General features: G+C 43.0%; 14 protein-coding genes. 4 read left to right on the top strand and 10 right to left on the bottom strand.

Annotated features, from left to right (window positions below; translation table 11 throughout):
* Nucleotide 1: 1 nt before the first annotated feature.
* Nucleotides 2-1,327 (top strand): glycosyltransferase family 25 protein, encoded by a 1,326-nt coding sequence (locus DI53_RS19680; RefSeq protein ID WP_052072411.1) that lies wholly within the window; start codon nucleotides 2-4, stop codon nucleotides 1,325-1,327.
* 497 nt (nucleotides 1,328-1,824) lie between these two features.
* On the opposite strand, the gene catB is transcribed toward DI53_RS19680, so the two are convergent.
* Both catB and DI53_RS13995 read right to left on the bottom strand, forming a co-directional pair.
* Nucleotides 1,825-2,460: a type B chloramphenicol O-acetyltransferase gene (gene catB / locus DI53_RS14000; protein ID WP_037500849.1), complete on the bottom strand. Its 636-nt coding sequence runs from the start codon at nucleotides 2,458-2,460 to the stop codon at nucleotides 1,825-1,827.
* Nucleotides 2,461-2,465: 5 nt separating this feature from the next.
* The gene (locus DI53_RS13995) at nucleotides 2,466-3,290 is read right to left on the bottom strand and encodes an AraC family transcriptional regulator (RefSeq protein WP_157836785.1); all 825 of its coding nucleotides are present in this window, start codon (nucleotides 3,288-3,290) and stop codon (nucleotides 2,466-2,468) included.
* A gap of 95 nt (nucleotides 3,291-3,385) precedes the next feature.
* Here DI53_RS13995 and map point away from each other — a divergent pair, with 95 nt between their 5' ends.
* Nucleotides 3,386-4,162, top strand: coding sequence for a type I methionyl aminopeptidase (gene map / locus DI53_RS13990; RefSeq protein WP_037500843.1), 777 nt, complete (start codon nucleotides 3,386-3,388; stop codon nucleotides 4,160-4,162).
* Nucleotides 4,163-4,318: 156 nt separating this feature from the next.
* Here map and DI53_RS13985 read toward each other — a convergent pair whose 3' ends face one another.
* The 7 genes from DI53_RS13985 to DI53_RS13955 form a co-directional block, all read right to left on the bottom strand.
* Nucleotides 4,319-5,737: an efflux transporter outer membrane subunit gene (locus tag DI53_RS13985; RefSeq protein ID WP_037501097.1), complete on the bottom strand. Its 1,419-nt coding sequence runs from the start codon at nucleotides 5,735-5,737 to the stop codon at nucleotides 4,319-4,321.
* Nucleotides 5,738-5,742: 5 nt separating this feature from the next.
* The gene (locus DI53_RS13980; protein ID WP_037500841.1) at nucleotides 5,743-8,892 is read right to left on the bottom strand and encodes an efflux RND transporter permease subunit; all 3,150 of its coding nucleotides are present in this window, start codon (nucleotides 8,890-8,892) and stop codon (nucleotides 5,743-5,745) included.
* Between the two features lie 30 nt (nucleotides 8,893-8,922).
* Entirely contained in the window at nucleotides 8,923-10,059 is a 1,137-nt protein-coding gene (locus DI53_RS13975; protein ID WP_037500838.1) for an efflux RND transporter periplasmic adaptor subunit, read from the bottom strand.
* A 266-nt stretch (nucleotides 10,060-10,325) separates the two neighbouring features.
* Nucleotides 10,326-10,655, bottom strand: a complete 330-nt coding sequence (locus tag DI53_RS13970) for a DMT family transporter (protein ID WP_037500834.1) — start codon at nucleotides 10,653-10,655, stop codon at nucleotides 10,326-10,328.
* Between the two features lie 9 nt (nucleotides 10,656-10,664).
* On the bottom strand, nucleotides 10,665-11,423 hold the full coding sequence (locus tag DI53_RS13965; RefSeq protein ID WP_037500831.1) for a LytR/AlgR family response regulator transcription factor: 759 nt from the start codon (nucleotides 11,421-11,423) through the stop codon (nucleotides 10,665-10,667).
* Nucleotides 11,420-12,508 carry a sensor histidine kinase gene (locus tag DI53_RS13960; RefSeq protein ID WP_052072410.1) on the bottom strand — a complete coding sequence of 363 codons (1,089 nt, stop codon included), beginning with the start codon at nucleotides 12,506-12,508 and terminating at the stop codon, nucleotides 11,420-11,422. Before DI53_RS13960 ends, DI53_RS13965 begins: the two co-directional genes overlap by 4 nt.
* Nucleotides 12,509-12,980: 472 nt before the next feature.
* A complete protein-coding gene (locus DI53_RS13955) occupies nucleotides 12,981-13,964 on the bottom strand; it encodes an aldo/keto reductase (RefSeq protein ID WP_037500828.1) in 984 nt (327 codons plus the stop codon).
* Between the two features lie 228 nt (nucleotides 13,965-14,192).
* Between DI53_RS13955 and DI53_RS13950 the strand changes: the two genes are divergently transcribed.
* Nucleotides 14,193-14,654 (top strand): GNAT family N-acetyltransferase, encoded by a 462-nt coding sequence (locus DI53_RS13950; protein ID WP_037500825.1) that lies wholly within the window; start codon nucleotides 14,193-14,195, stop codon nucleotides 14,652-14,654.
* An 89-nt stretch (nucleotides 14,655-14,743) separates the two neighbouring features.
* Here DI53_RS13950 and DI53_RS13945 read toward each other — a convergent pair whose 3' ends face one another.
* Nucleotides 14,744-16,138, bottom strand: a complete 1,395-nt coding sequence (locus DI53_RS13945; protein ID WP_052072409.1) for a glycoside hydrolase family 30 protein — start codon at nucleotides 16,136-16,138, stop codon at nucleotides 14,744-14,746.
* A 375-nt stretch (nucleotides 16,139-16,513) separates the two neighbouring features.
* On the opposite strand from DI53_RS13945, the gene DI53_RS13940 reads away from it, so the two are divergent.
* A complete protein-coding gene (locus tag DI53_RS13940) occupies nucleotides 16,514-17,020 on the top strand; it encodes a GNAT family N-acetyltransferase (protein ID WP_037500822.1) in 507 nt (168 codons plus the stop codon).
* The last annotated feature ends 1 nt before the right edge of the window (nucleotide 17,021 follow it).

Genomic DNA, 17,021 nt, shown 5'->3' with positions numbered 1-17,021 from the left:
TATGAGCCTAACTCCATTAAAAATACCAACCTTTATCATCAATCTCGAACGAAGGCCTGATCGAAAAACTCACGTATTAAGAGAGTTTAATGATAAAGATGAGTTTAGCGTCACGGTCATTCCTGCCATTGAAGATCACATTGGCGGTTTTGGTTTATCTCAAACTGTTTTGTCGATTATGGCGCGAGCATTAATTAGTGATGAAGAATTTGTCCTCATTTGCGAAGACGATCATCACTTTACATCAGATTATGACTACTTAACATTAATTAAGCTGATTGATCGATGTGATTTGCTTGAGGCCGACGTCTTAGTAGGTGGACCGAGTTGGTTTGACTATGGTGTTAGAGTGGACGAGAATCTATCTTGGCTCAACGCATTTACCGGAGCACAGTTTCTAATTGTTTTTAAGCGCTTTTATAAGAAATTGTACAATTATCCTTTTCGCAAACACGAGCACATAGACCATGTCATCTCCGACATCTCCGATCGAATTTTTACGACAAACTCGATAATTTCCGTACAACACGATTTTGGCTACTCGGATGTAAATGCTATGAACAATAAGCAGGGCGTTGTAAGTAAGTTATATATTGATATAATAAATCGCCTAGCGGGGTTGGATCAGATCTATTCACGCGTAAGTAAGCTTGAAAAGGTCGAATTACAGGTTAGTGACTACGAAAGCTTAATGATAACAACCTATGCAATCAACCTTCCTAAACGGATTGATAGGTTAAAGCATATCAAAAGCCAATTCGAAGGTAAAAGTGAGTTTGATCTAAATATTATCGAAGCATGTCAAAGTGAGCGTGGTTCGTTGGGGCTTTGGAGCAGTATCAGAAAGGCTGTTCAACATGCAAAAGATATGGATGAAGATATCGTCATCATTTGCGAAGACGACCATACCTTTTCAGAAGATTATTCCAAAGAAACGTTGTTCCGCGCAATTATTCAAGGAGCTCACTTAGGCGCTGATCTTATATTGGGAGGAATTAGTAATACCTTACAGGCCATTGTAGTAAGTCCCGATCTTTGCTGGGTAGATACTTTTTTAGGTGCACAGTTTACGATTGTATACAGCAACCTTTTCGATGATATCCTCACAGTAGATTTTGAAGACACGGATGCAGTGGATATCAAGTGGTCCGAAATAACCGCAAATAAATACGTTATACACCCTTTCATATCTACGCAAAAAGATTTTGGTTATTCGGATATTCCAATTGCAGGCGTTAATACAGCCAACTACCAATCTTGGTTTTCGAAATGTGAACTAAAGTTAAATCGCATACGTTCGGTTCACAAGAGATACTGTCCTAAGTAAATGTATTTGCAACGAGATACAAGTTTTTGACAACGAAGTTGTTATTAAAATTTGAACTTAGAAAGAAAATGGAACAAGTGTCATAGGGGGTCTAAGATTAACCGCTATAGCAGCATAAGTTAAACCGCATAAAGTTTAACAGACCCCTAATGGATTAGTTATACTAAACTCCAATAAACTAGAATAAGTAAATGATAAGCTTAGAAATCTGGGGTAAAACTAGCGTATTACCGACAAAGACAGTCGCTGCCAACTTTTCGATCCTCTAACATAAAATTGAACATATAAACATCAAATTTTATACGGATGAACACGGTTAGGAAGCAATCTTCCTACAAAAGTATTGGGGCTTACATGGGTAATGAAAAACTGATCGAATGGATTGAAAATTCACTAAAGAAATAAATTTTTAAAGTCTCTTTAATGGCGAAACCTGTTGCCTTAGGAATCATCATTGATAATGGTATTTCGACTTCAAATTGGATAAGGTTGATCTGCTAGATAGGATCATACATACAATGAAAAAGGTATAAGCTCTCCACATCAGCAGAACAGATTATGGCCATGGCTGCGGCGACTTTATCCATTTCCCAATTCCACCATTTGATTTCCATTAACTTATCAATTTCTTCGATTGTAAATCGTTTTCGAATTTCTTTAGCTGGATTTCCGGCAACGATGGTATAAGGCGCAACATCTTTAGTGATTAGCGCCCGGCTACCGATTATGGCTCCATCGCCGATGCGTATGCCCGGCATAATCATCGCTTCTGCGCCAATCCACACATCATTACCAATGATGGTATCCCCTGCTGGCTTATAGCCATTCTCGCTATTCTTAAACCCATCCTCCTCATCCATGAAATGGAATGGAAAGGTCGAAATCCAATCGCTGCGATGTCCCTGATTACCAGCCATAATAAAAGAAACGCCGGTACCGATAGAACAGTAGTTTCCGATAATTAACTTATCAACATCACCCCGATCGGGGAATAGATAACGTGCACAGTCTTCAAAAGCATGACCATGATAATAGCCTGAATAATAGCTGAATTTTCCAGCAATAATGTTTGGATTCGTGTTATGCTCAGCAATAATTTTGCCGCGAAAAGGGCTCTCAAAGTTGTTTTCCATGCTTATCAACCTGCTCGTTCTTTAAAATACTGTTTTGGAGATATTCCCAAATACTTATTAAAATCCTTGACAAGATGGTTTGCATCGTAATAGCCGCAGTTATCGGCAACGCCGTGTAGGTTAAGTGTGGGTTCTTGGTCCAGATGCCTATAGGCGGCAATAAAACGTTGGAGCTGTCCAAATTGATAGGGACTCAGGCCTAGATTGCGTTTAAATTGTCGTTGTACCCACTTAGGGTGAAACCTGGATAAAACGGATAGTTCTTTTCCGCCCATCGCATCTTCGGTTGATACGTGAATAGCGAGCTGGTCAAATGTCAATGCCTTCTTATCGATCAAGACCGTGGTGAATAAATCCGACAAAAGGTCTACTAAATTTGTGACTAGCGCAGGTCCTTCGTAAACCTGCTGAAACATCGAAAAATGGTCGGGATGATAATCTGCAAGATTGTGTACATAGGGTGCGATAATCGCTCGTTTACCAAATAGCGCATTCCATGCAGACGGGAAGAAACGCACAATCGTCAGCTTTTCGGAAGCAATCGTTTCAGGTGGCAACCAATAACTTTGATTGAGCAAACCCGCTGTAAACCAAATAGAATCCAGCTCAATGCATTTATTTTGTATGCGACATGAGCTTGCTAAGTCAGGTTTTGGAAGAATTATCAATGCCGGCAAGCCATCATTAAACAGGGCAACCTCTTTGCCCAAGGCCGCGAGGTCAAACTCGTATATGCCCACTACAAATGCTGCCACACGCGGATCTACAGGTAGACTGTTTCCTGCGTGTTCACTCGAAAACCGAATCGATGTCAAACATTGTATGGGCATAGCTACAAAGATAACCATTTTACCGAGCAATGCCCATGTCCAAAATTTACTATCTCTCTAAAAAACATACAACTTACCTTTGATAAAAAACAGAAATGATAATAGAAAGCGAACAAGAACTGAGCATGCTAAAACAAGCAGGAATGATTGTGGCGCAGACTTTACACTATATGCTTGAACAAGTGCGCCCGGGAATGACCACCAAAGAATTGGATGATCTTGGAGGCGCCTACTTAGCAGATAAAGGAGCGCAATCAGCACCCCGACTTACGTATAACTTCCCTGGTAATACGTGTATCAGTGTAAATAACGTGGTTGCCCATGGAATTCCTGCTAGCGATATTATTGTACAAGAAGGCGATTTGATAAACATTGATGTTTCTGCCGAGTGGAATGGCTTTTGGGCAGACAACGGTGCTTCAAGAGTGGTGGGCGACGACATACACCAACATCAAAAACTAGTGGATTGCTCGATCCAAACACTGCAAGGCATTATAAAGAGCGTGCGGTCCGGGATGCGGATTAATGAAGTGGGCGCCTATATGGAAAAGCAGGCCAAAGCCGCAGGCTACCAGGTTATCAAAAATCTGGGCGGCCATGGCTTAGGAAAAGCCTTGCACGAAGAGCCTACCGAAATCTTAAATTACCGAGATGCGGCAGACAAACGTCGCTTCCGTAAAGGATCGGTGGTTGCCATTGAAACATTTTTTAACACACGTTCTACCGTCGCGGTTGAGCAGGCTGATGGCTTTACCATGCTAGGAAACAAAGGAGGTTTTGCTGTACAACATGAAGTGACGCTGGTATTAAGTGAGAAAGCACCTATTGTTATTACACCAATGCTGTATTTAAGCTCGTCTAAAATTGAATAATACGGTTACCGTTCAAAGCCTGCATGCCGTTGCTAAGAGGTATTGGTTTGAAAGTAACGCCTGCTTCTTCCAGCACCTACGACCATCGATCAGCGCGATGACAGCCAACTAAAGCTGTCATCGCGCTGATCGCTACGTCTATCAAACAGCAGTCACTTACTCCACTCCCCCGCCCAGAGCACGATACAAGTCGGTCATCGCCTGCAACTTTTCGCGATGAATGGCTATCGCATCCAGCTCATTTTGCAAAGCATTACTTTGTACGGTGATGACTTCCAAATAGTTGGCCATACCGTTCTGATACAACAGCAAGGCATCGTTCGACGCTTTGCTGAGCGATGCTGTTTTTTCACCTACCAACGTCAATCGCTCCTCGCTATGCGAGACGATAGCCAGTGCATCAGACACCTCTGCGACTGCCGTCATTACGGATTGCTTAAATTGTACTGCAGCCTTTTCCTGTTCGAGTTTTGCAATCTCGTGTGCCGTCTTCAATGCTCCTTTTTGAAAGAGGGGCTGCGTGAGGTTTGCCCCCACGTTTTTTACGAGTGACCCTGGCAAATCAAACCAGCTATTGAACTGAAAGGAATTTGCGCCTATAGATGGCGAAATGCTGATCGTCGGATACATAGCAGCCTGGGCTAAACCCGCCCGTGCATTCGCGGCAACGACTGCAAACTCGGCCGCCTTAACATCTGGGCGACGGCTTAATAATGTTGCAGGAACGCCCGAAGTGAAGATAGCTGCTGGCATGGCATCTTTTAATGCCCCTGCTCTAGCTACACCATCTGGGTAGCTACCACATAAGATGCTTAATGCATTCTCTTGCACTGTAATCTGTTGTCTCGCCAATGGTAACAGCAGTTCCGCAGTTTTCTTTTGCGCAATTGCCTGATCGACCGCCAAGGAATTTACCTGCGCAGAATTATACTGCAATTCGATCATTTGCAGTGTGGTGCTGCTCATTTCTATATTCCTGTTGGCGACTTCCACCTGCTCATCCAATGCCAAAAGATTGTAATAAGCTTGTGCCACCTGCGCAATAATGCGTGTGCGTAAGGCCGATACATTTTCTTGCTGTGCAAAGTACTGCGCTAAGGCTTCTTCCTTTTGCTTTTTGGCCTTTCCCCAGATATCAGCCTCCCATTGCAACTGCAAAGTAGCACTGTAATCGTCCAGAAAGTCACTTCCCAAAAACTGCTCGCCTAAAGAACCATTTAATGAGTTGGTTGAAAACCAGTTGCGAGAAGCGCCAACTTGTAGATTCAAGGTCGGCAAGAGTTCGCGTTTGGCCCGTTGATACGTTAAATCTACCTGTTGCATGCTGAGCAGAGCAACTGCCAGATCGTTATTTTTTTGCAAGGCCTGATCGATTAATCCAATCAACAATGGATCCTTAAAGAAGGTTTTCCAAGGTAAAATAACCGTATCAGCAGTCAGTGAAAGGGTGGAATCCCGATAGTGTTCAGGCATATCCAACTCGGGTCGGCTGTATCGCTTGCCCACATTGCATGATGCAAACGAGCCTAACAGAACTAACGTCAATCCTATTATATTTAATCTTAAACTACGCATATACATTATCCATTTAAGCTATCTACTCTATTTTTTCGTCCGATTTTTTCCTGTAGGTACTGGAAAAACATAAAGAGCAACGGAATAACAAATACCCCAAGCACGACACCCGTAAGCATACCCATCGCAGCTCCAGTACTGATGGACTTGTTTCCAGCGGCAGCTCCACCAGTGGCCAGCATCAACGGAATCATTCCGGCAATAAAGGCCAAAGACGTCATGATAATCGGTCGCAACCTCGCTTTTGCGCCTTCGAGCGCAGCATCTTTGATTGATAAACCTGCCCGACGTCGCTGCACCGCAAACTCGATGATCAAAATGGCGTTTTTCGCCAACAGGCCAATCAACATGATTAAACCAACCTGTACATAAATGTTGTTGTCCAAACCAATGGCCTTGATACCTAAAAACGCACCGATGACACCCGTAGGAATAGATAACAAAACCGCCAAAGGCAATAAGTAGCTTTCGTATTGCGCCGAAAGTAAAAAGTATACGAAGAGTAAACTAAGTGCTAGGATAAAGACCGTTTGGTTACCCGAGGATTTTTCTTCCAAGCTCAAACCGGTCCATTCATAACTGTAATCGCTAGGTAATTTGCTCAATATATCGTTTTCTAAACCTTCCATAATGGCTCCATTACTGGTCCCGGGATTAGCCACCACATTAATCGTTAATGAATTGTAGAGGTTGTAGCGGCTGACAGATTCTGGGCCGTATACTTTGCTTAACGTGACGAGCGACTTCACCGGCACCATCTGTCTTTGATCATTGCGTACAAAAATCTCGTTAAATGCCTCTTGATCCATCCGGAAAACGCCATCTGCTTTCACGTTGATACGATAGAACTTACCGAAACGTGAAAAATTAAGCGATTGATCGCCTGAGAAATAGGTCTGGATAGCGCCCAGCATAACGCTGACGTCCACCCCCATTTGCGCAGCTTTATCTTCATCCACTTCCAGTTCCAATTGCGGAAAATCTGCGCGGAACATGGTGTAGGCATACTGCACACCCGGCATCTGCATAATCTGCCCGATAACATTGTCGGCCATTGCTTTCAGCGAAGCGGGATCCTTACCCATCCGATCTTGCAACACGAGCTCAGCACCTGAGGTCACACCGTAACCGTCTACCGGCGGCATACGGAAAGCCATGGCTGAACCTTCTTTGATCGCCGCAAGTTTTTCCGAAATCATGTTATTGATGACTTCAATATCTTTCACCTCGCCACGTGCTTTCGGTTGTTTAAGCTTCACAAACCCGAGTGCATAAGCTGGTCCCGCACTATTGTTCAAGATATTGAATCCCGTAATGCCAGAGTTACTTTCGACAGCCTCCATGTCTGTTAACAAGCTATCGATACGCTTTGCCACAGCCGTGGTACGGTCTAAGGCCGTTCCGGGAGGCATGCTCAAGCTGTACACGATAAAATTGTCATCTTCCATGGGCACGAAGCTTCGAGATGTACTGTTCATTAGATAACCGGCAGCGAGAATTGTGATCAATATCAATACAGCGGAAAGCCATTTCTTAGTTGCTAAAAACCGAACGCCACCAACATATCGGTTTGTGAGGTTTTCAAAACTGGAATTGAATGCCACGAAGAAGCGCTTCCCAAAACCTTGCCGCTTAGCGTGCCCTTGCGCGTCGTCAGCATGATCATTTTTAAGCAACAACGCACATAGAGCAGGGGTCAAGGTCAATGCGTTAACCGCTGAAATAATAATGGCGATAGCCAAGGTATACGCAAACTGCTTATAAAAAAGACCCGATGAACCCGTCATAAATCCAATAGGGATAAAGACGGCCGCCATCACCATTGTAATGGAGATAACAGCCCCGGTGATTTCACTCATCGCACTGTGCGTGGCCTCCCGACCAGATAGTGTACTCCCCTCCATTTTGCTGTGCACCGCTTCAACCACCACGATGGCATCATCCACCACAATACCGATCGCCAATACCAAGGCAAAAAGCGTAAGGATATTGATTGTGAAACCGAAAATCAATAAGAAGAAGAAAGTTCCTACAATAGCAACTGGCACCGCAATAGCGGGAATAATCGTTGAGCGGAAATCTTGCAAAAACAAAAACACGACGATAAATACGAGAATAAACGCTTCGATCAACGTAGATTTCACTTGGCCAGTAGCCTCATCAAGTCGATCTTTGGTACTCATGACGCTGCTGTACTTAATACCCGGCGGAAAGGTGCGTGAGGAGCTAAGAATTTCCTCTCGAACACCGACTTCAATAGCGTTTGCATTCGATCCCGATGTCTGTAGAATGGCTACAGTTACTGCGTTTTTGCCATTCATGGAATTATCTCCGCTGTAACTAATAGAACCAAATTCGATGCGGGCAACGTCTTTCAAGCGCACCAAATCTGCTCCATTTCGCTTAACGACGATATTTTCATATTCCTCTGGCAAGTTTTTCTTGCCTTTATATCGGATGACATACTCTAGCGCCGCTTTTGATTCCTCACCCAATTTTCCAGGCGCCGACTCCAAACTTTGGCTCGCAATAGCAGCTGTTACATCTTGCGGAATTAGGCTGTAGTTCGCCATCCGCTCTGGATTTAGCCATACCCGCATGGAATAATCCTTCATACCAAAAACCTGCGCCTGCCCCACGCCAGGAACACGTTTAATCTGGGGGATCAAATTGATATTGACATAGTTTTGCAGAAATAGCTCATCGTATTTCGCATTATCTTCCGTATAAATGTTGAAGATCATGATCATACTGTTTTGCTGCTTCGATGTGGTTAATCCCATCCGCACCACTTCTTGAGGCAATATCGGTGTAGCCTGTTGCACTCGATTTTGTACGTTTACAGCGGCTTGATCTGGGTCTACGCCTTGTTTAAAAACAATACGTACGGAAAATGTACCGTCATTACTCGCTGTAGAAGTAATGTACTGCATGTTTTCTACTCCGTTAATCTGCTCTTCCAAAGGCGTCACCACGGAGCGGATAACGGCTTCACTATTTCCTCCCGGATAGCTACCGCTCACCATAACGGTTGGCGGCGCAATATCAGGGAAACGGGTTATCGGCAGACTGATCATCCCGATAATACCCAATATGACGATCACAACGGAAATAACCGTCGCAAACACTGGTCTATCTATAATTTTCTTTAACATCTTTTACTTTTTATCATCTCGCCAGAACGACTACTGTTGCGCTACCTTCTTTTCTTCGCCTGTAGGCTTCACGCTCATACCTTCGGCCAAAACATCTATCCTATTCAAAGCAACCTTTTCACCGGTTTGCAATCCAGATTTAACGATATACCTATTACCGGTATGCCCAGCAATTTCGATAGGTCTCATGGCGACTTTATTGCTATCGGCTAAGGCGAAAACGAAATACTTATTCTGTATATCTTTCACGCTGGCCATCGGAATCGTTAAGACTTGCTTCATATTCTTCCTGATGACGATCTTCCCTGATCCTCCCGAACGTAAAATCTTATCTGGATTAGCGAATACGGCTTTAAGAGGTATACTTCCGGTTGTTCGATCCACATTTCCGCTGGCAGACTCAATGCGCCCTTTCTCGTCGTAAACCGTGCCGTTAGCCATGATAAGCTCCACCGTATTCATACCTGCATCTTGTTTTTGATCTTGCATGAAAGCGATATAATCTGCCTCGCTCAGCGAGAAGTAAACGAGTACCTGATTAATCTCAGATAGCGATGTGAGAGGCGTCATATCTGTCGGTGTGATGAGATTTCCCACACGATTCGGAATACGCCCGATGTACCCGCTGACGGGTGCCTTGATCAGCGTAAAGCCTGCGTTGATGCGGGACGAGCCGAGGGAAGCTTTTGCTCGCGCTACCTGAGCCTTGGCTGCGGCATAATTGGCCTCAGCAGTCTGCAATTGAAGCTCGGTAACCACCTTTCCCATGACCAACGGTTTGATTTTTTGCAGCTCGATACGCGCACTTTCTTCAGCGGCCTGTGCTGCCTGCAAAAGAGCCTCGCTATTTTCTACCTGCTCATTGTAAACATCATCCTTAATCTTGAAAAGGGTTTGCCCTTGCTGAACGTAATCCCCCTCTTTCACGTATATGTTAGCTAGATAGCCCGATACTTGTGCTTTGACATCAACATTGACGGTACCTTCTATCGTCCCTGGATAGCGTTGTTCCACAGCCGCATCAGCAGGTTGGATATTTATAAAATCAACCTCTACTGGCGCCGCCTCATAACTTTCTTGTTGATTGCCTGCGCAGGAAGATAACAATAGGGCACACAGCATGTAGGCTACTGTCCCTTTCCCTATTTGTGAAAATCGCTTTGTCATGTTTACCGAATTATATTTTTCGGCACAAAACAACGAAAAGCAAGGAATGAAAAGTTGAATAATCTAACCGAACCGTTGTTTTTGGGAGCCGAATCGAATAGTGTTACCGCCGCGAGGAACGGCAAAGAAGCAGAAGCTTCCTATACCACGAGGAAAATTTAGTTATTAGTGTAGCGAAAGCAATCTAAAGGGGGCGCGAGTTGGCTAAGAAAACGCATGCGTAGACAGGAGTGTGACATCGCCTACTGAGTCAGCGCAACGATTTATTAATGCGCTGCTGTTTTTGAAAAAGCGTTGATAACCACCACACCCACAATGATCAGCGCCATACCTATAATGGCGGGAAGATCCAAACTCTGTTTAAAAATCAAAACAGAGACGGCAGCTGTCAACACAATGCCTAAGCCAGCCCATATTGCATACGCGACGCCCAATGGGATGGTTTTTAGTGCCTGCGATAAAAAGAAGAAGCAAGCCACGTAGGCAATAACCATCACGACAGTTGGTATAGGCCTGGAGAAGCCTTTTGATGCTTGCAAGAAGCTCGAACCTGTTACTTCCAAAAGAATGGCCAGAGCCAAATAAATATATTTCATTAGAAAAAATTAAAAGTCTAACCAATTTTTGAGCAACATCGCTTTGTCGCGGCTTACCACCACTTCAACAGCAGGATTTTTCTTGATTTCGAGCTTTAGCTTGCCATTAAAATAATTGTGCACGCGTGCTATGGCATCAATGTGCACAAGAAACTGACGATTTGCTCGAAAAAAAAGCTTTGGATCGAGCTGCTGTTCAAGCTCTTCCATAGTTTGGGGAATGGTTTCTTCCTGACCATCGCGTAACTTAGCATGTGTAATTTTCAATTCAGAATAGAAAAAAGCAACATCTTCCAACATCACTGTTTTGTAGCCATCCCGATAGGGCAGTAAGAATCGCTTCCGATATTCTTTCGGCTTGAACAAATCCAAAACACTACCCAGCGATACATTTTGCATCACGGAAAACTGGTTCTGTTCCACTTTTGTCAATGCGATCTTGAGTTCGTCAGATTCTATCGGCTTAAGTAGATAGTCAATGCCGTTATGCTTGAAAGCACGTAGCGCATACTCATCATACGCCGTTGTAAAGATCACCGGAGCGGTGACATTCACTTTATCAAATATTTCAAAACTTAAACCATCAGAAAGCCGAACATCCATCAACACGACATCCGGGTGCGGGTTGTAAGAAAACCATTTCACACTTTCAGCAATACAGTCCAATACGGCTACGATTTCCGCATCGGGATAAAGCGCCCGCAACAAGCGCTTCAAGCGATCTGCATTAGGCTTCTCATCTTCAATAATTACAACTTTTGCTATCATCGTTGGATCAAAGGGATAATGACTTTAAACAGATTATCTTCTTGCAATACCTGTAGTTCACGTACAGATAACAGTTTGTACCTGCGTTTGATATTCTCGATACCAATACCCGATGAGTCCAATCTTTTATCGATAGGTAAACGAGTATTCTCCACCACCAACGTATCTTGATTTACAGTATAAATGCGCACCAAAAGCGGATCTTTCTTGCTGGTTTTATTGTGCTTCAACGCATTTTCGACCAACAATTGCAGTGTCAATGGTGGCGTGTAGAGTGGTAGAGATTGCGGCTCCACGTTAATTTCAAACTGCACGCCTTCCCCAAATCTGTTCTCAATCAAAAAGATATAAGAATTTAAAAAACGAAGCTCATCTTCCAGCGAGATCATATCGCGCTTGGAGTTGACCAACATATACCGGTAGATTTTTGAGAAGTTTTCTGCGTATTCATAGCCCAGCTGCTGGTCTTCCAAAATAAGCTCAGAAAGCACACTGAGGTTATTAAATACAAAATGTGGATCGATTTGCAATTTTAGCGAATGAAGTTCTGCTTCGGTAGCCAACTGATTCAATTCGGCGGCATGCACCGCGGCATTTTTCCAGTTTTGGATCAAGTAATTTCCGGTATTGACAGCCATGATCATGAACGCGATCATGACGCTTACAACCGTCCACTGCAGTATTCCACGCGTTTCTTCAATCGATACATCCCGCCAAATACCACCGCAACTGGCGTCAATAAATAGAATACTGATAGAATCTGCAGTAAAATTAATCAGCAAAACGCTGAAAAATATAAGTAAGGATTCAAAAAGAAAACGCCTCGCCGGACTGACCGTCCAAGGAACACGCTTATTTAATCGGGAACTTATAAAAATACTGGATTCGGAGTAGGCGAAGCACAGGGTGAATGAAAATAACAAATCGGCAATAGTGGACGATCGGGTGAAATATCCATCCCAGTAGGATGAAAAGGGATCAATAATGTAGGAAACGAGATAAAGCAAAACCAACGCAAAAAACACCAGCAAAATGCGCTTTCGGCTATTGCTTAAAAAACTATCCCTCATACTATTCAATCCCATATGCCATCACAATATTGCGTATGTATAAAACGTATACAAAGGTAAACGATGCCTGCTGCTTTTACATCATTTTCTTTCCTAACTGTCTTTTTTTTCGTCTGAACTGTAAAATAGGATTACCCAACTCGTTGATACCTTATTTGAATTAAGCCGATTAACTTGTCTAGCACATTACAAACTAGTATTAATTTGAGCGTAGTGAGGATGCAAGGACACAGATTGATTTAGCAAGATAATGTGCGAAGAAAAGGTCGCTATCGAATAAAGGAAATGATTGGCAAAACCGATGATACGATATAGGCCTGCGGCGTATACAAACCCGATACCCTATTAGTGTTGCGCTATCAAAAAATAAAGCTAGTGTGCCAACAAACGACTTATTGCTTGTTTATCACGCTAGCTTATTTAATAAAAATTTGCTTTATGCTGCAACTGAAGTAATCTTCATGCAGACCATCAATGATTCAACGTGCTATAACTTAGCTAAAGCCTCAGCAATGATATCGCGTTCGGAAGCACTTAGATCAATCTGCATAGCCTTGGCATTGGACACGGCCTGTTCTTTATTCCGGGCGCCAGCCAAAACCACAGTTATCCCAGGTTGTAAGGTCGTCCAGCGTAACACAACTTGTGCTAGGCTCGCTCCTTTATCGGTTGCCAGCGGATGTATCTCATCAAGAAGGCCCAGTACATCTTTTCCTTCGAATTTTTTGAAGTATTGCTGCCGGTGGTCACCATCGTTGAGAGATGTCTCGCCTCGGTATTTACCCGTCAGTAATCCACGTTCCATTGGGCTGTAGGCAACGATACCCAAATTTTGCTCCAAAGCGTAAGGAACCAATTCCGATTCAATCCCTCTATTGAGCATACTGTAAGGCACTTGGTTACTCGCGATATTCAATGTTTGTTTCGCTTCTTTGACTTGGTCAACGTTGTAATTGCATACACCCGCTGCCCGAATCTTTCCTTGTTGCAGCAAAAGTTCCATAGCCTCCATTGTTTCGCTGATGGGTGTTGTGCTATCTGGCCAATGGATCTGCAAAAGATCGATGTAATCGGTTCCTAACCGTTTCAAGCTATCTTCCACCTCTTTTATCACGCTATCCTTCGCAGCATATCGGTAAACATCAATCTCCTTTCCACTATTGTCTTTAGTATGCATGGCAAAGTCACCCTGCGGGCTCTCCAAGTCCCAGCGCATCCCAAACTTTGTTAAAAGTTGAACTTTATCGCGTGCGATCCCTTTTATAGCTTCACCTACTATTTCTTCGCTCGTGCCCTGTCCATAGATGGGCGCGGTATCAATGGATGTCACACCCACATCGAAAGATGCGCGAATAGCCTCCACCGCATCATTTCTATCGGTACTGCCCCACATCCAGCCACCAGCTGCCCAGGCTCCAAACGTGATTGTCGATAGCTCTAAATCGCTATTACCTAATTTCCTATATTCCATTATTATCTAATTTCGTTGATTTTACTTATTAAATGCTTGCCAAACTAAGCAATTTTCATTCCCCATTCAATAGAAAAAAAGGAAGGTAGCGTTCAACGTATTAAAAACAATTAAGTTACACCGGTCAAAAATTACGAAGAAATAGGGCGCAATTTATATCTTGTTCTATGAAATAGGAATTGCTATCTCGATGGCATACAATTTTCACGCATTCAATCAGCAAACTAAATGGAAAAAAACATCATTATCAGACCCTATCAATCAACAGACAAAGCGACCTTACTCGAACTTTTGAGGCTGTTAGTTCCGACGTACTTTGCCGAGGAGGAAATTGCAGATCTCAGCGAATATTTGGACAACGAAGTCGAACGCTACTTTGTTGCCGAAGAGCAGGGCAAACTCGTTGCCGCTGCTGGCATCAACTTTGAAAAGGAACACGGCATTGGCAAATTAAGCTGGGACTTTGTCCATCCTGATAAGCATGGTCGAGGATTGGGGAAAATGCTACTTAATTACCGAATCGACCTAATTATTAAGATGCCCCAGGTTCAGGAAATAACTGTGCGCACCTCGCAGCTCGCTTACCGCTTTTACGAAAAACATGGATTTAAAGTCGTTGATATTCAAAAAGACTATTGGGCTCCGGGATTTGATATGTACAAGATGCTGTATGAACGACAACATCCTTAAAGTGAACGATCCTAAACCCAAAAGGCAAATATTTGCTTTTTTTAACAGATATTGTTTTTGGAACGGCATAACCTTTTTAGCAAACCTACCTATAGCAACTCGACAGCGCAAAGAGATAAGGGTGGAATACTGAACTTGTACGTCTTTTCGCCGACCACGCATTCCTTACTTTGAATTTTATTACTGTTGTTCTGTATAAAAAGTGTTGCGTTTTTACCATTGTATAACGTCATAACATTTGAATACGCGAAATGAGCGACCCGCACATACCCCGGGCGTATGTAGGTGCTCATAAGAAACATCACCGCATAATCCGGATTATAAGTAATTTGCTGATTACCCCTGTCGATCGTAACGAGGGAGTTTTGCTTCCAATTCCAACCGCTTTTCCCGGTTTCGTTCAATATCATATTCCAATAGGTAAAGTTTTCACTACCTGCATTTATGTAAGAAGCAATTTCATCAAACCGCTTGCGTGCCTGCTCCATGCTGTTGTCGCCATTATAGCAGTCACTTTCGGTATGCATGATGTCCATCTGCGGGTTTAGCGCTTTCATATCCGAAATAAACCTCCCGTTCGTATACTGTATTCCGACACCATCAAAACCTTTAAAATGTGCCGGCTCCGACATAAATTGTACACCATCAATTGCACCATCGGCGGCGCGGAACGTACCAGCCCACAATTCGGTTTTCAACTTATTTTTTTGAAAAAGCGGATGGATGTGCTGCTGGACAAGGGTCACCATTTGTTCCACAGGCATATTACATGATGGATAGTTTGTGTTTAGATCCTGCTCATTTTGAATCAAGATGCGATCGATGCTGACACCTTCCTGCGCATACGCTTTCACGTATTTTAAAAAATAAAGCGCGTAGGCATCATATATCTTTTTATCATCTATCAATCTATTTTTTTTCCCGGCATCTATGCCTTTGTCCATAAGACCGCTATACTTCATCCATCCCGGCGGGCTCCAGGGAGAAGCGAACATCTTCAAGTTTGGATTCTGTTTGAAGGCCAGTTGCAAATAAGGTATAACAGAACGCTTTTCCCGGTCTATAGAAAATTTTTCCATGTGATAGTCTTCTGCTGTTTCGCTATAGGAATAGGCATCTATACCAAAATCACTGGCGCCTATCGCTGTTCTACAAAATGAAAAACCGGCACCAGCTTTTTCAGAAAACAATCCCTCCATCAATATTTCACGCTTATCAGCTGATAAAGTCATTAGGGCTTCCCCGCCAATTTCATTGAATGCGCCCCCGACACCATTGATCGTTTGGAAACGTATGTCGGGATGGACGACAATTCTTTCTTGAGCTTTTCCTACAGAATCGGAATGAAAGGCTTTTAGCGGAACACGTTCCACAGCGGCATTATCGCGCAGATCGACGTAATGAACCTTGACTGCTTGGCCTTTTACAGCCTGAAATGTAAACCCGAAAATGATCAGGGCCAACTTAAACTTAATATTTTTCATAGTAGAATTTATTAAATGGCTATTAGAGATAAACGTTAAATAACGCATGCAACGCAATATAATATCGGTATAATATTCAGAAAATACCCTCTCAACAATATAAACGTAGTATCAATATTTAGACATAATTTTCAAGCGTACAAACACTAAATAAACAGTATTCAAAACAAATTTAAATCATTTTAAGATATATTTTAAAATAAAAAAGTTAAATATCATTAATAACGTCGTTTTCAACGAAAGTCACTTAAGTAACTTCCCGAGTTACTTTTGCTACGACACGCAAATGTATCTTGGTAGGTGGTAATAAAAATCAATATCTGGTTTATAATGTCCGCAGTCTTTAAATATATTTGCAGCGACAAAACAATGGACATGAAAGCATTAGTTTATCGGGATGCATCGCATTCGGATTTGAAACAGATTGTAGCAATTTATAATACAACAATAGCTTCCCGTTTAGTAACGGCAGACACGGAAGAAGTGAGTCTGGAAAGTCGCGAATCTTGGTTTGCGGCACACAACCCTGAGCAGCGTCCGCTATGGATCGTGGAAAATGAAAACAAGGAGACAGTCGGATGGGTCAGCTTTCAATCTTTTTATGGGCGTCCTGCCTACAATGGAACTGTAGAAATAAGCATCTATCTCTCGCCAGAAATGCGAGGCCTTGGTTACGGTAAACAAATTTTAAACGATTCGATAGGCCGTGCTCCCCAACTGGGCATCAAGACCTTATTAGCGTTTATTTTTGCACATAATGAACCTAGCTTACAATTGTTTTATAAGACGGGATTTACCGATTGGGGAGATTTTCCGCGGATTGCCGAAATGGATGGGCAAGAATATGGATTGAAGATTTTAGGAAAGCGTTTAGCTCCTTAAA

This window comes from Sphingobacterium deserti (assembly GCF_000757725.1).
Taxonomy (GTDB): Bacteria; Bacteroidota; Bacteroidia; order Sphingobacteriales; family Sphingobacteriaceae; genus Sphingobacterium; species Sphingobacterium deserti.
Note: the sequence above shows the minus strand (reverse complement) of the source record. Positions and strands in the feature narration are given on the sequence as shown.

What these genes read in the sequence shown, in the direction of transcription:
- DI53_RS19680 (WP_052072411.1), top strand. Translation starts at nt 2, where the DNA reads ATGAGCCTAACTCCATTAAAAATACCAACCTTTATCATCAATCTCGAA.
- catB (WP_037500849.1), bottom strand. Translation starts at nt 2,460, where the DNA reads ATGGAAAACAACTTTGAGAGCCCTTTTCGCGGCAAAATTATTGCTGAG.
- DI53_RS13995 (WP_157836785.1), bottom strand. Translation starts at nt 3,290, where the DNA reads ATGCCCATACAATGTTTGACATCGATTCGGTTTTCGAGTGAACACGCA.
- map (WP_037500843.1), top strand. Translation starts at nt 3,386, where the DNA reads ATGATAATAGAAAGCGAACAAGAACTGAGCATGCTAAAACAAGCAGGA.
- DI53_RS13985 (WP_037501097.1), bottom strand. Translation starts at nt 5,737, where the DNA reads ATGCGTAGTTTAAGATTAAATATAATAGGATTGACGTTAGTTCTGTTA.
- DI53_RS13980 (WP_037500841.1), bottom strand. Translation starts at nt 8,892, where the DNA reads ATGTTAAAGAAAATTATAGATAGACCAGTGTTTGCGACGGTTATTTCC.
- DI53_RS13975 (WP_037500838.1), bottom strand. Translation starts at nt 10,059, where the DNA reads ATGACAAAGCGATTTTCACAAATAGGGAAAGGGACAGTAGCCTACATG.
- DI53_RS13970 (WP_037500834.1), bottom strand. Translation starts at nt 10,655, where the DNA reads ATGAAATATATTTATTTGGCTCTGGCCATTCTTTTGGAAGTAACAGGT.
- DI53_RS13965 (WP_037500831.1), bottom strand. Translation starts at nt 11,423, where the DNA reads ATGATAGCAAAAGTTGTAATTATTGAAGATGAGAAGCCTAATGCAGAT.
- DI53_RS13960 (WP_052072410.1), bottom strand. Translation starts at nt 12,508, where the DNA reads ATGGGATTGAATAGTATGAGGGATAGTTTTTTAAGCAATAGCCGAAAG.
- DI53_RS13955 (WP_037500828.1), bottom strand. Translation starts at nt 13,964, where the DNA reads ATGGAATATAGGAAATTAGGTAATAGCGATTTAGAGCTATCGACAATC.
- DI53_RS13950 (WP_037500825.1), top strand. Translation starts at nt 14,193, where the DNA reads ATGGAAAAAAACATCATTATCAGACCCTATCAATCAACAGACAAAGCG.
- DI53_RS13945 (WP_052072409.1), bottom strand. Translation starts at nt 16,138, where the DNA reads ATGAAAAATATTAAGTTTAAGTTGGCCCTGATCATTTTCGGGTTTACA.
- DI53_RS13940 (WP_037500822.1), top strand. Translation starts at nt 16,514, where the DNA reads ATGAAAGCATTAGTTTATCGGGATGCATCGCATTCGGATTTGAAACAG.